This window comes from Pseudomonas sp. S2_E01, from assembly GCF_054668365.1.
Genome location: NZ_CP162762.1, coordinates 2,468,320 through 2,482,602 on the forward strand (window position 1 = coordinate 2,468,320; position 14,283 = coordinate 2,482,602).

The following is a 14,283-nucleotide window of genomic DNA, read 5'->3' on the forward strand; positions in this document are numbered from 1 at the left end:
TGTATGAAAATGGTGCGCCCAACCAGGCATCGGAGCAAGAGCAACAAGAATCCATATCTGTTGCTCGATAGGCAACAGTTGTGCGTTTGCGGATGTTTGAGCAATTCAAGGATTGGCGTGGCGTGTTCACATCTGCTACCCTTTTTTTGACCAATCATTCTGAAACGAAAAATATGGCCCGCCCCAGAGAGTTTGATGAAACACAGGCGCTGGACGCCGCCGTTGAGGTTTTCCGTGAACATGGTTTTGAAGGAACCTCCGCAACCATGCTCATCCAGGCAATGTGCATCGGTCGGCAAAGCCTGTACGCGACTTTCGGGGACAAGTGGAATCTCTACCTTGCTGCCCTTCGCCACTACAGTTCGACTGAAACGTCAGCTCATCTGGCCACATTAAGGGAGTCCGTAGATGGTTACGCCGGCATTTCAGCGTTCCTCGAACGAATCGTGCAGGAGGCTTATCGCGGGTGTCTCGGAATCAGCTCGATTTGCGAATTTGCTGACACGAAGCCGGACATCAATCAAATACGACAAATGGCGGGACATGTGCTGCGCGAGGGCCTTGCCCAAAGCGTCAGTGATGCACAGGTCCGTGGTGACATATCAGCGGAGCTTGATCAGGAATATGTCGTCGATTTTTTGCTTGCCAGTATTACCGGAATACGCATCGCGGCACGGGGTGGTTCAGACCCTGCCCGTCTGGAGTCGTTGAAAAAAATGGCCTTGCGTGCGTTGCGATAGGCGCGCTTTTTTTTGCACTGTTCTGGAATGAACGTTCAATAACGGAGAGTTTTATGAAAGCGATGACCATCAACCGCGCCTCAGGCGCGCCCACCCTGGCGTATGCTGCTGTTGAACAACCAGCCGTAGGCAATGGCCAAGTGGCCGTCGAAGTTTCAGTTGCAGGGGTAAACTTTATGGATCTGGGCGCCAGAAGCGGTGCCTTGGGTGGTAGCTACCAGCCTTCAATTCTTGGCGTCGAAGGGGCAGGACGCATCGTCGAGGTCGGTGCGCATGTGCGGGATTTCCAGGTGGGAGATCGAGTGGCATGGGTCTTTGTTCCGCACAGCTATGCCGAAAAAATCGTGACAGATGTGAACAACCTGGTGAAAATTCCGGATGACATCGATGACCATTCGGCCGCAGCCCTGATGATGCAGGGCCTGACAGCCAGTCACTTCGCAACCTGCTTCTACCCGGTCCAGCAGGGCGATATCGCCCTCGTCCACGCAGGTGCTGGCGGTTTGGGACGATTGCTCACGCAGATCATCAAGCTCAGGGGCGGTTCGGTTATCAGCCGAGTTTCAAGCGAAGCCAAGGTTGAGATTGCCAAGGCAGCAGGTGCTGACCATGTGATCGTCAGTGGCGATGGAACATTTGCAGAGGAAGCCGTCAGGCTGTCGGGTGGTGAAGGTGTCCACGTGGTCTTCGATGGATCAGGCCCCGCGACTTTTCAAGGATCGCTGCAAGCGCTGCGCCGAACCGGTACGTTTTGTTGGTATGGCCCGGTGCTCGGCGGTCCTGGCCTGATTGACATCATGAGCCTGCCCAAAAGCATCAAGCTGGGGTACGCGGTGTTCTCCGACAGTATTCACACGCCACAGCTGTTGCGGGTAAAGGCGATGCAGTTGTTCGACTGGCTGCGTAGCGGCGCGATTACCGTTAAAATCGGCGGCGTTTACCACCTGGCCGATGCAGAAACAGCTTTGGCTGACCTTGAGAGCCGTATCACCACCGGCAAACTGCTCCTTATCCCGTGACATCACGCGGCACTGGAGTTGCCATCAAGCGCACGGGGCGGACTCACTCCTTGAGTCCGCCCCGTGTTGTATCAGCGAGCAACGGTGTCTAACGAGCGGGAACAGGTTGGCCTGGTCGCTGCGCGCTGACGTCCTCGCCTACCACACCTTTCATGAAACACAGCGCCAGCAGTGCGATGCCGCCCAGCCCCATGAGGTAACAGTTGATATAGAACGGGTTTCCACTGCCGTAGGCGAGCAAGGAGGTCGCAACAATCGGCGCCAAGCCGCTACCGACCGCACCGGAAATCTGCACCGCCACCGAAATGCCGGTGTACCTGACGTCCGCTGAAAATTGCGCCGAAAACAACGCGCCTTCAGGTCCATACAACAGCGCGTAGACAATACCGATCGCCACCACCATGGCAAAGACTACCCAGAATGCATCCTGGGTTTGCAGCAGGGAGAAAAAGATCGGCGAAAAGAGGATGACGCCCACTGTGCCGAGTGCAAAGACTCTTCGATTACCAATCCTGTCGCCCAGCCAGCCGCAAATGGGCATGGTGAACATCGCGACGCCGGCTCCCCAGACGATTGCGCCGAGCAGCGTATCCCGAGGGATGCTCAACGTCTTGGTGGCATAGGCCAGCGAAAACGTTGCCACGGTATAGAACCAGGTGACCTCCGCCAGTCGCGCACCCGCGACCGCCAGCAACGCCCGGGTGTGATCCCGGAACACCGTGCGCAGTGGCATTTCCTTGGGGGCTTCTCGCCTCGCAGCGATAAAATCGGGCGACTCGGACACATGCTCGCGAATGTACCAACCCACCAGCAACAGGACCGCACTGGCCAGGAACGGAATGCGCCAGCCCCAACTGAGCATGTCCTGTTCGGGTAGCTGGGAAACAGCGCCCATGGCCAGCGAAGACAGGATCAGCCCCGGCGCAACGCCTGTCTGGGGAAGGCTGCCGAAGAACCCCTTCTTGCCTTCAGGCGCATGCTCCACCGCCAACAGGATCGCCCCGCCCCACTCGCCTCCCACCGCGATGCCCTGCAGGATACGCATGAGAACCAGCAGCACGGCTGCCCAATAGCCAATTGAGTCGTAGGACGGAATCAGGCCGATGACGATTGTCGGCACGCCCATCATGAACAACGTGATGAGCAGCATTGATTTGCGCCCGAAACGATCGCCGAAATGACCGAACACGATGCCACCGAAAGGGAGTGCGAAGAACCCCACGGCGTAAGTGGCGAAGGCTGCCAGCGTGCCGGTGACCGGATCAAAATCCGGGAAAAAGATCTTGTTGAAAATCAGCGCTGCGGCTGTTCCGTACAGAAAGTAGTCGTACCATTCGATGGTCGTCCCCATCATGCTTGCCAACGCCGCGATCACGGTCTGGCGTTTAACCGATTGTGGACTCGAACCTGCCGTTCTTGTTTGCTTAGACATGCGGTGTCACCTTTATTGGCAGTTTTCAATATTCGGGAAATTGGTTTTCTTATAGGCCCGTGCGGCGTCCTGCCATCGAGGACAGGACGCCTGATACTGAGCGACTGACTGGGCTACATCGGCGGCATGCCGGGTGCACGATGGGTCTGGCGGCACCAGTACTCGAAGGTTGCATTCACGATGGAGGGTTTAAGCAAGTAATCGTGGGCTTCCTGGGCCAGCACGGGGTCTACGGGCGTCAGGTTTCCGAACGCTTGGGCACGTATTTGCAGGCGCGCAGCGCGCTCCAGATACACCGAGAGATACGTCGCTTCCTCCACTGTCACGCCAGCGGTGAGATAGCCATGGTGAGCCAGAATGATCGATTTCATGGCGCCCAGCGCTTCTGAAATCAGCGTGCCCTCATGGTCGGCAATGGGCACGCCAGGCCACTCCCCAAGAAATGCGCAATCGTTGAACAGCGGCGTCATGTCCATTTGGGAAATGACCAATGGCTGACGCGCAGCCGCCAACGCAGAGGCCCATGGTGAGTGTGTGTGAATGATCGACATGACATCGGGCCGGTTGCGATACACCCACAAATGAAAACGAGTGGCGGGGTTGGCCATCCCTTCACCGGATACGGTATTGAGATCCTTGTCGACCTCGATGAAATCGTCTGCCGTCGCTTCTTCAAAGCCGAGCCCGAAGCGCAGTGTCCAATAGGTATCCTCACGTTCGGAGCGAGCGCTGAGCTGCCCCGCGAGCCCCGCCTCCTGGCCAGTCATGGCTAGAATGCGCGCGGCGTAGGCAAGCCGCTCCTTGAGTGTCATCTTTTTGCTTTTGAGGTGCTGAGCCATCTCCTCGGTGGCTCGCTGGTCGAAATATTCTTTGCTACGCAATGGCTGACTCATTTTTCTTATCCTCGGATGCAGACGTTCAATCACTGAACTCGAGAATAAAAACCTGTGCTGCCCGACGCGATGGGGCCAGCGCTATATCAGCTATTCAATCCACGAAGGGGATGGTTTGAGCAGCTCGTCGCAGAAATTCCCGGGTAACGGCGCTCGGTTCCTGATCGGATTTAAAGATTGCCACCACCTTGCGCGTCAGTGCGGGAGTGATATCCGGCACACGCTTGAGCTGGTATTGCTCCAGCACGCGCGATGGGATGAACGAAGGCAGAATGCACGCGCCAACACCCGACGAAACAAGCTCCAGCATGGCATCGACCGTTTCGACTTCAGCGGCAATCGTGTATGTAATACCGCTGGTGTCGAGCATTCTTCGCAGCGCATAGCCTTGTGGGAATACCACCAGCCTGGGGCAGGCTTCGTGTAGATCGAGAGTGCCCTGCGGCGCCACCTCCTCTGCCCGAATGACGATGCACATGGACTCCATGAACAGTGATTGGCTGACCAGTTCCGCAGATGCAACCGCGCTGTCATAGACAAAACCGAGTTCCGCCCTGCCCGACTCCACGAGTTTGACCACCTCGGTTGAGCTGCGCGCCATGAACGAGACGTTGACGTCCTCATTTTCGTGCACGAAACGGGCAACGACTGCGCCGAGAAAGTAGTAGGTCAAGGTGTGTACCGTCGCAAGGCGCAGGTTGCCTTGTGTCACCCCGAACTGCTCCCTGATCTGGGTGAGTGCCGAGTCGATGGCAATGAAGGCAGGCCCCGCGCTGGCAGCCAGGTGCGTACCGGCGTCCGTCAATATCAAGCCTCGGCCGGTACGCTTGAATAATGGCCGGCCCACAAAGGCTTCGAGCGAGGCCAACTGGCGACTCAGGCTAGGCTGGGAGATTTCCAGGTGTTCGGACGCCTTCGAGATGGAACCATGCATGGAGATACACAGAAAACTCCTGATCTTGCTGTCGAGCTCGTGATTCATCTGGGTGTGAACTCCTGCTGCCGGTGTTTTTGGGGTCCTTGAACCCAAAGTATCACGGCATCGGAGCGCACGCGGCGACGGCACGGGTGAATGGGCGGCCCATCGGGCTGGTGCGCATGCCTTCTGCCAGTCGCGTCCAGTTCAATGCAGCAGGGTCCGCCACTGCCGGCCCCGGTGATTGGGCGACCAGGATCGCCTCGGCAATGGGCTCGAAGTCAGCACGAAAATGCACTGAGCTTTTGTTGACCAGAATCTTCATTGCCTCAGGTTCAATGCCTGCCACGCGATAAAGATTACGATCAAACATTTGGGCCTTGTTCGAACTCACCGCAACCAGCACGTCGTCAATCTTGAGACAGGCTACGAGGCCCAGTTCGGCGAGCATGCCATGCATCATCGGGCCATCGAACCTGCATCGTCCGTCAGAAAGAAACATGACCTGGTAACGCCCGAACAGCGGTTCATCCCCGGTGATTTTCGCGCAGCCGGCCAATCCGATTTCGATAAATGCCCCCACGCCTGCGGCATGAGCGGCGCGAGCCGCTTCAGGGTCACATATCAGGCCGATGGCTGCTCGCTGGGCGCCGTTGCGTATCAGTGCGCGCAACATGCCGGTGGTGTTGGCGTCCCCACCTGCCCCTGGGTTGTCCTGGGTATCGGCAATCACCACGGGCCTACTCGCACCTGCGCTCAGTCGCATGGCTTGCAGGACAGCGGCATCGGGGTCAAGCAGTGGCACCCTCCACTTCGCTTCCTCGGCAAGTAGCGTGGCGTAAAGCTCATCAACGGCCCGGGCGACCGCCTCTGCATCACTCCCATGTCCCCAGATAACCGGACCGCACTCGGGAAAGTCAGCTGCCGGAAACCCCGGGGTGAACGACAGCGACTGCACCGCGCCAGTCTCCAGTTCCGCGAGGCGCGCGTAAAAAGACCGAGCGGGTTCCAGCAACGTGCACATGCCATTGATGGGGATCAAAAATGGCGCCCGCTTCATCACGCGAGCATAGGGAGTGACTTGGATGAGCAAACGTTCGAGCAATTGCGCTGCCCGCTCGCCCGTCTGCGCCAGATCGATGTGCGGATACGTCCGGTAGGCGACCAACGCGTCGGCATTTTCGAACATCTTTTGCGTGAAGTTGGTGTGCAAATCCAGCGAGACAACGATGGGTAACTGCGGTCCGACTATCACCCTGAGGCGCTCCAGCAAGGTGCCCTCCCCATCGTCCGTGTGTTCGGCAACCATTGCACCGTGCAAGTCCAGGTAGATGGCATCGAAATCCCATTCGCGGGCAGCGTCGGTTATCTCTTTGACGATGCGTTCATAGGCCTCTTCCTCCACGTGTGCACTGGGACTCGCGCCTGCCCAGATGACCGGCAGCAGCTCGTATCCGGCACGCTCCGCAGCCTGTATGAAACCACCCGCCGGGATGTTCACGTCGCGTAGCGCCAGCACCTGCTCACCCCGCGCCATCATCGGAAAACCTTCACCCTTCTCAAAGTTCTCGTACGTCGCCCTGGACGGGGCGAAGGTATTGGTCTCGTGTTGAAACCCCGCAATCAGTACTCGAATGTTCATGTCGGCAAACTCCTGAATCTGATCCCCGTTCAAATGACGGGTCCATTCAATCGGTTGTTATCGTGAGGGCAGTGCGTTCGCGATCGAGCGCTGGGGTGCACGGCTGGCGAGCAGTAGCAAGGCCCCCACCACCAGTAACGAGGACATGAGCAGCAGGCCGGCGTTGGTGCTCCCGGTGGTGGTTTTCGCCCAGCCGATGATGATGGGGCTGAAAAAACCGCCGGTTTGCCCAATGCTGTTAATCAGGGCGATGCCCCCTGCGGCACTGTCGCCTTTGAGGAATTGACCGGGCATGGCCCAAAACACGGTGTAGGCCACCCAGGTCATGGAGGTCGCCACGGTGAGGCTTACCATTGTCCAGAACAACTGTCCGCTGATCTGGGTACTCAGAGCCAGTGCAACCGCTGCGATCAGTGCGGGGATTGCACTGTGCAGGCGTCTCTCACCAAGCCGATCAGAGCTGCGACTGAAAATCAGCATGGCGACTACTGCCGCGATATAGGGAACTGAAGAATAGAGGCCCACTTGCTTGATATCCGTGATCCCAGCGTCACGAAGCAGCGTCGGCAACCAGAAGCTGGTGGTGTAAATGCCGTTCAGCAGGCAAAAATAGGCTGCGGCGAGCAGGTAGATCTTGGGGTCACGCAGGACGGCCCTGAATGAATGATGCTGCGTCTTCTCGACATTGACTTGCGACGCCAGCAGCTGCTTTTCTTCAACACTGAGCCATTGAGCCTGTTCGGGACGATCGGTCAGGTAGAACCAGGCCACGACGCCGAGCACAGCGCAGGGCAGCCCTTCAAGCAAGAACATCCACTGCCAACCCGCCAGACCATTGTGGCCGGCAAATGCATCCATGATCCACGTCGACACCGGCGCCGCGAAAACACCGGCCAATGGTGCCGCCAACCAGATGATCGACATGACGCTGGCCATGCGTTTCTGGGCATACCAGTAGGTCATGTAAAAGATCATGGCGGGGGCAAAGCCCGCTTCGAACACGCCAAGAATGAAGCGCAAGACGTAGAACGTGGTTTCGCTTTGTACGAACAGCATGCTCGTGGATGTCAGCCCCCACAGCACCATGATACGACCGAGCGTGCGGCGAACACCGGCCTTGGGCAGCATCAGGTTGCTGGGCACCTCGAACAACACGTAGCCCACAAAAAACATGCCGGCGGCGATGCCGTAGACCTTGTCGCTGAACCCCAGGTCCGCCTGCATCTGCAGCTTGGCGAAACCAATATTGACCCGGTCCAGGTACGCAAAGACGTAGCACAGGAGCAGGAATGGAAGCAGCCGCCAGCTAATCTTGCGATACAGGCGGGACAGTGCATCCGGACTATTTTTATTCTTGGTATCGAGCAACATGACCAGACCTCTCGTGGGTAAGCCAGGCGCACGGTCGTCGCCTGCTGGGTGAGGTCATGGTCTGACGGGACGCTGGCTACAGCAAGAGCAACTTGTTGGTACTATCGTTGCCCTAAGAGCAACGGAGGTTGAACATGCGCGAGCTCAATCAGCGGCGAATTCGGTACTTCCACGAAGTACTCAAGACGGGCTCCATACGAGGGGCGGCAGACAACCTGAATACCGCTCCCTCGGTCATCACCCGGCAGATCAAGTTGCTGGAGAGCGAAGTGGGCGCGCAGTTGTTCGAGCGCCAGGCGCGTGGCGTACTGCCAACGGAGGCTGCTCAGTGTTTGCTGGAGTTTTGGCGAGGCTGCCAGTCGGAGCAGGAGCGCCTCGAAGATCAACTGAACGCGCTGATGGGTTTGCAGACCGGGGAGATCCGCATCGTCCTCAGCCAAGGCTACGTGGACGGACTGATGGAATCAGTTCTCACCGACTTTTGTTCGACTTATCCGGGGCTCAGGATACTGATGGATATCCTGCCGGTCGACGAAGTGCTGACGGAGGTCGCGCAAAACCGTGCCCACATCGGTATCGCCTACAACCCGGCCCCACACCCTGAAATTGAATACCGCTGCAGCGCGTTGCAGCCGGTTGAGTTGCTGGTACATGCCCGGCACCCTCTGGCTGTGCGGGGTACTGCGGTCGAGGTCAAGGAGTTGCTCGAGTACCCACTGGCCCTGATGCCGCCAGAATATGGGCTGGGCCAGGCAGTACGTTGGGTCGCCTTCTCGGAGAACCTGCAACTGCATCCGACCCTTGTCACCAATTCGCTGGAAGGCCTGCGCCGCTTCGTCAGCCGAGGCAACGGTGTGACTCTGCTGGGTGGTTTTGCAGACTCCCTGAGCATTACCGGTGACGATCTGGTTGCTCTCTCCATCAATCACAATTTTTTCCAGACCGCCCATGCACGCCTGTTGGTTAAAGCCAGGCGCCCGCTATCCCCTGCCGCCGAAGAGTGCCTGAGCTGGATCATCGAGCGCATGCCACTGTTTGCGCGAACTCACGCTAATCCACCTTCGTCGTGAATTTATGATTTAACTAGGTAGTTACCTATCTATATGCTGCGTCCCTCTTTCCAACGGGACATTCAACGTGAAGCAGAGTCAGGGCCTCTCAGGCCTATCAAAATTCATACTGGTCGGGCTGGGCGTGGTCATCGCCCTCCTCGGCCTGGCGCTGGCTGCTGGCGGCGTGAAATTGGTCAGCCTGGGGGGGGCGTGGTACTTCCTGGTGGGCGGTCTGGTAATGGCTGTTTCCGGCCTGCTGATCGCTCGCTTCAGACCCGCTGGTGCCTGGTTGTTCGCAGCGTTCCTGGTGGGCACGGCGATCTGGGCGGTGATCGATGCCGGCCTGGTGTTCTGGCCGGTGTTCTCGCGCCTGTTCATGTTCAGCGTCGTGGGCGTGGTGGTGGCGTTGGTCTATCCGCTGCTGCAGCGTGCCAGCGGTGGCGTGCCAGGTCGCGGTGCCTTTGGCATTGCCGCCGTGCTGGCTGTAGCGGTCGCCGTCGCTGGCGGCAACATGTTCGTTGCACACCCTACCGTCGCCGCGACGGGCACCGGCCCTAGCCTGACGCCGGTAGCGCCTGAAAAGGCGCAGAAAGACTGGGCGCATTATGGCAACACCGAGGGTGGCAGCCGCTTTGCCGCGCTGGACCAGATCAATCGCACCAACGTCGACAAGTTGCAGGTCGCCTGGACCTATCACACCGGCGACGTGGCCGAGAGTGACGGCAATGGCGCCGAAGACCAGCTCACCCCATTGCAGGTCGGCAACAAGGTGTTCATCTGTACCCCGCATAACAACCTGATTGCGCTGGATGCCGACACGGGCAAGGAACTCTGGAAGAACGCGATCAACGCCCAGTCCAAGGTCTGGCAGCGCTGCCGTGGCATGGCCTACTTCGACGCGACGGCCGCCGTCGCCCCGCCGCAAACGCCGTCGCTGGCGGAGCCGGTTGCAGTTGCACCTGGCGCCAACTGCCAGCGTCGTTTATTGACCAACTCCATCGACGCCCGCCTGATCGCCGTCGATGCCGACACCGGCGAGTTCTGCCAGGGCTTTGGCAACAACGGCCAGGTCGACCTCAAGGCCGGCCTGGGTGATGTGCCGGACAGCTACTATCAGTTGTCTTCCGCGCCGTTGATGGCGGGCACCACGGTGGTAGTTGGCGGTCGTGTGGCCGACAACGTGCAGACCGACATGCCAGGCGGCGTGATCCGTGGTTTTGACGTGATCACCGGCGCCATGCGTTGGGCGTTCGACCCGGGCAACCCGCAGGATCGCAACGCGCCCGCCGACGGCACCACCTATGTGCGCAGCACGCCGAACAGCTGGGCGCCGATGTCCTACGACGCCACCACCAACACGGTGTTCCTGCCAATGGGCAGCTCGTCCACCGACATTTACGGCGTGGAGCGCAGCAAGCTGGATCACACCTACGGCGCTTCGATCCTGGCGCTGGACGCCAACAGCGGCGCAGAAAAGTGGGTTTACCAGACCGTCCACAACGACCTCTGGGACTTCGACCTGCCGATGCAGCCGAGCCTGATCGATTTCACCAAGGACGGCAAAACCATCCCGGCGCTGGTGATCGGCACCAAGGCCGGACAGATCTACGTACTGGACCGTGCCACCGGCAAGCCGCTGACAGAGGTCAAGGAAGTACCGGTCAAGGCGTCCAACATCCCTAATGAGCCGTACTCGCCGACCCAGCCGAAATCGGTGGGCATGCCGCAGATCGGTGCCCAGCACCTGACCGAGTCGGACATGTGGGGCGCGACGCCGTACGACCAGCTGCTGTGCCGGATCGATTTCAAATCGATGCGTTATGACGGCCTCTACACCGCACCGGGGACCGACAAATCGCTGAGTTTCCCCGGTTCCCTGGGTGGCATGAACTGGGGCAGCATCTCCACCGACCCGGTGCATGGCTTCATCTTTGTCAACGACATGCGCCTGGGCCTGTGGATCCAGATGATCGCGTCGCAGAACAAGGGCCAGACCACCTCCGGTGGCGAAGCGCTTAATACGGGCATGGGCGCCGTTCCGCTCAAAGGCACGCCTTATGCCGTGAACAAGAACCGCTTCCTGTCGGTGGCCGGCATTCCCTGCCAGGCGCCGCCGTTCGGAACGCTGACCGCGATCGACATGAAGACCCAGAAAATCGCGTGGCAAGTGCCGGTCGGCACCGTTGAAGACACCGGTCCTCTGGGGATCCGCATGCACCTGCCAATCAAGATCGGCCTGCCGACCCTCGGCGGCACACTGTCGACCCAGGGCGGCCTGATCTTCATCGCCGGCACCCAGGACTTCTACCTGCGTGCGTTCAACAGCGGCAACGGTGAAGAAGTCTGGAAAGCCCGCCTGCCGGTGGGCAGCCAGGGTGGCCCGATGACGTACGTGTCGCCAAAAACCGGCAAGCAATACGTGGTCATCACCGCCGGTGGTGCGCGTCAGTCGACCGATCGCGGCGACTACGTGATGGCCTACGCCCTGCCGTAACTGCGGCTCCCTTCATTGCAACAGTGCGCGGCACCTTCGGGTGCCGCGTCATTTTCCGTACTAGCTTTCAGCAGGAAGTTTCACATGCCAGTTCGTTTTTCCCACCCCGGCGTCGTCACCGGGGTGCTGTTCGGTCTCACCTGCAGCACAGCCCTGCCCGCCTTCGCCGAATCCGACCTGTTCACCCGCAACACCCTGACCGGCGACTGGGGTGGCCTGCGCCACCAACTCGATGAAGACGGCGTCAAGTTCACCGGCGATTACAGCGGCGAAACCGCCTACAACGTCGACGGCGGCCTGCACCGCTCGGCGCGCTATTCGCAGAACATCAAGCTCGGCGCGCAGTTCGACTTGAGCAAGCTGTATGGCGTCGACAATGCCGGCAAAGTCCAACTGACCATCAACGACCGTCGCGGCAACAGCGCCTCCGAAGACCTGGTGGGCAACCGCCTGCCGATCCAGGAAAACTACGGCGGCCTCTACACCCGCCTGACCGAGCTGAGTTATGAGCGCACGCTGTTCACTCCCGCACTCAACGTCAAGCTCGGCTACATGGCCATGGGCAACGACCTGGGCGGTCTCGACAGCGGCATCCTCTGCAACTTCATGAACGCCGGTTTCTGCGGCCACCCGCTGAACATGTCCGGCGGCAGCGGCTGGACCAACTACCCCAACGCTCACCTGGGGGCACGGGTGAAATACGACCTGTCGTCAGCCTGGCAACTGCGCGTGGCCGCGTTCAACGTCGACCCGTCGAGCAACGGCAACTCCAGCCGCGCCTGGCACCTGGGCCCGAAACACACCACCGGCACCGTGGTACCCATCGAGCTGGTGTACAAACACGCCGGCAGCCTGCCCGGCGAATACAAGGTTGGCTATTACTACGACAGCTCCGATGTCAAACGCATCGGCAGCGACAAGGAAGTGTCCGGCCGTGGCGGTCATTACCTGCTGATCAACCAGGCGGTGTGGAACTCGTCCACGAACCAGGGCCGCAGCCTGCATGCCTTCGGCCAATATTCGGCAGCGAGTGAAGCGGCGTCACCGTTCAGCAAGTGGTACGGCACCGGCGTGGTGCTGTACAAACCGTTCGAAAACCGCCCGCGTGACACCGTTGCCCTGGGCTACGGCCGCGCGGTGCCCAACCCGCGCAGCCGCGACGTACAACAGGACGCCGCACTGGCCAACGGCACGCCGCTGTCGAACCTGGACAGCGCCGAACAATTGATCGAGCTCGGCTACGGCTATCAAGCGACCCCTTGGCTGACCCTGCGGCCGAACCTGCAATACATCATCGAGCCGGGGGCGTTTTCCGGACAGGACATCGACAACGCCTTGGTGGTGGGGTTGCAGGTGAAAGCGGCGCTCTGACACTGCGGGGTATCAGGACGCCCGCAATCGCGAGCAGGCTCGCTCCCACAGAGGTCACACCAAATCTGTAGGAGCGAGCATGCTCGCGATGGTCGTTAACGATAACGCTGGCGGCCTGGCACTCCGCGGTGCCTGTACCACCATCGCGAGCATGCTCGCTCCTACAGGTTGGGGCGGGCAAGTCGCGAGATAGGTGGTTGACTTGCGCGCGCCACCCTGCGCATTATCCGGCTTCACCTAACTTGGCAACGGATCATTCATGATTCTCAACGCTCACCCCATGCTGACGACCCAGGGCCTTTTTGCCCAGGGCTGCGCATGTGTGTCCGTTGCCAAGAAATCGAAGAAACAGTCGCTCATTTGACCGGGGCGCTGTCCCGTCAGATGAGCTGACAGGACAGATAGCGCCAGGTTTCCTCCCCCTGCTTGATTCCCCTCTCCTCCTCTGACGTCGACTAATCGGTCTGCCTTAGGAGTCATGCATGTCTAATTTTCGCGGTATCTGGGTTGCACTGGTCACACCTTTTCGTGCTGGGCACGTTGATTTCGACGCCCTTGCTGGCTTGGTGACGAAGCTGTTGGCGGACGGTGTGCGCGGCCTGGTGGTGTGTGGCACCACCGGCGAAGCGGCTGCCATGAGCAAGGACGAACAACTGGCGGTGCTGGATGCCGTGCTGCAAGTCGCGCAGCCACATCAGGTGATCATGGGGCTGTCAGGTTACAACCTGCACGAACTCCTGGCATTCCAGCAAAAGATCCAGGCACGTGACATTGCCGGCGTCCTTGTTCCGGCACCCTGCTACATCCGCCCTTCACAACAAGGCCTTGAATCGTTTTTCCAGACAGTGGCTGACGCATCGTCGCTGCCGGTGGTGGTGTATGATATTCCCTATCGGACCGGCGTACGGATAGAGCGGGAAACCCTAAGAAGGATCGTGGGTCACCCCAATATCGCGGCGGTGAAGGATTGCGGCGGGGACATCGAAACCACCCTGGCGCTCATCAACGATGGCCTGGCCGAGGTGCTGACGGGCGAAGACGTGCAGATCTTTTCGAATCTGGCGCTGGGCGGCGCGGGTGCAATATCCGCCTCCGCGCATGTGCGGGCCGATCTCTACGTCCAGTTGATGAATGAAATGGATCAAGCCGATGTGGCCGGTGCACGGGCGACGTTCTACCGGCTGCTGCCGTGGATTCAGATGGCGTTTGTCGAAGCCAATCCTGCGGTGGTGAAAGCTGCGCTGAGCCTTCAGGGCCTGATTGCCAATGAGCTTCGGGAGCCCATGCAAGCGTGCACGGAGGCGACGATCAGGCGCTTGCAAGCGGTGCTTTTGGAACTGGATGCTTAGTCAG

General features: G+C 59.6%; 11 protein-coding genes. 6 read left to right on the top strand and 5 right to left on the bottom strand.

What is annotated here, in order from left to right; all coding sequences use genetic code 11:
• Positions 1–122 precede the first annotated feature (122 nt).
• Together AB4O36_RS11285 and AB4O36_RS11290 are read left to right on the top strand one after the other, a co-directional pair.
• Positions 123–740, top strand: a complete 618-nt coding sequence (locus tag AB4O36_RS11285; RefSeq protein ID WP_460141762.1) for a TetR/AcrR family transcriptional regulator — start codon at positions 123–125, stop codon at positions 738–740.
• A gap of 53 nt (positions 741–793) precedes the next feature.
• Positions 794–1,759, top strand: a complete 966-nt coding sequence (locus AB4O36_RS11290; RefSeq protein WP_460141763.1) for a quinone oxidoreductase family protein — start codon at positions 794–796, stop codon at positions 1,757–1,759.
• An 88-nt stretch (positions 1,760–1,847) separates the two neighbouring features.
• Here the strand turns inward: AB4O36_RS11290 and AB4O36_RS11295 are convergent, their stop codons facing one another.
• The 5 genes from AB4O36_RS11295 to AB4O36_RS11315 all read right to left on the bottom strand — a co-directional run bounded on the left by AB4O36_RS11295 (position 1,848) and on the right by AB4O36_RS11315 (position 8,013).
• Positions 1,848–3,191: an MFS transporter gene (locus AB4O36_RS11295; protein WP_460141764.1), complete on the bottom strand. Its 1,344-nt coding sequence runs from the start codon at positions 3,189–3,191 to the stop codon at positions 1,848–1,850.
• A gap of 113 nt (positions 3,192–3,304) precedes the next feature.
• The gene (locus AB4O36_RS11300; protein WP_460141765.1) at positions 3,305–4,084 is read right to left on the bottom strand and encodes an aldolase; all 780 of its coding nucleotides are present in this window, start codon (positions 4,082–4,084) and stop codon (positions 3,305–3,307) included.
• 94 nt (positions 4,085–4,178) lie between these two features.
• The gene (locus AB4O36_RS11305) at positions 4,179–5,066 is read right to left on the bottom strand and encodes a LysR family transcriptional regulator (protein WP_460125041.1); all 888 of its coding nucleotides are present in this window, start codon (positions 5,064–5,066) and stop codon (positions 4,179–4,181) included.
• A 52-nt stretch (positions 5,067–5,118) separates the two neighbouring features.
• Positions 5,119–6,675, bottom strand: a complete 1,557-nt coding sequence (locus AB4O36_RS11310; protein ID WP_460141766.1) for a M81 family metallopeptidase — start codon at positions 6,673–6,675, stop codon at positions 5,119–5,121.
• A 24-nt stretch (positions 6,676–6,699) separates the two neighbouring features.
• Entirely contained in the window at positions 6,700–8,013 is a 1,314-nt protein-coding gene (locus tag AB4O36_RS11315) for an MFS transporter (protein WP_460141767.1), read from the bottom strand.
• Positions 8,014–8,147: 134 nt separating this feature from the next.
• Here AB4O36_RS11315 and AB4O36_RS11320 point away from each other — a divergent pair, with 134 nt between their 5' ends.
• From AB4O36_RS11320 to dapA, 4 genes are all read left to right on the top strand, one after another.
• Entirely contained in the window at positions 8,148–9,083 is a 936-nt protein-coding gene (locus AB4O36_RS11320) for a LysR family transcriptional regulator (protein ID WP_460141768.1), read from the top strand.
• A 67-nt stretch (positions 9,084–9,150) separates the two neighbouring features.
• Positions 9,151–11,559: a glucose/quinate/shikimate family membrane-bound PQQ-dependent dehydrogenase gene (locus AB4O36_RS11325; RefSeq protein ID WP_460141769.1), complete on the top strand. Its 2,409-nt coding sequence runs from the start codon at positions 9,151–9,153 to the stop codon at positions 11,557–11,559.
• 84 nt (positions 11,560–11,643) lie between these two features.
• Positions 11,644–12,930, top strand: coding sequence for a carbohydrate porin (locus AB4O36_RS11330; RefSeq protein ID WP_460141770.1), 1,287 nt, complete (start codon positions 11,644–11,646; stop codon positions 12,928–12,930).
• Positions 12,931–13,412: 482 nt separating this feature from the next.
• Entirely contained in the window at positions 13,413–14,279 is an 867-nt protein-coding gene (gene dapA / locus AB4O36_RS11335; protein WP_460141771.1) for a 4-hydroxy-tetrahydrodipicolinate synthase, read from the top strand.
• Positions 14,280–14,283 lie beyond the last annotated feature (4 nt).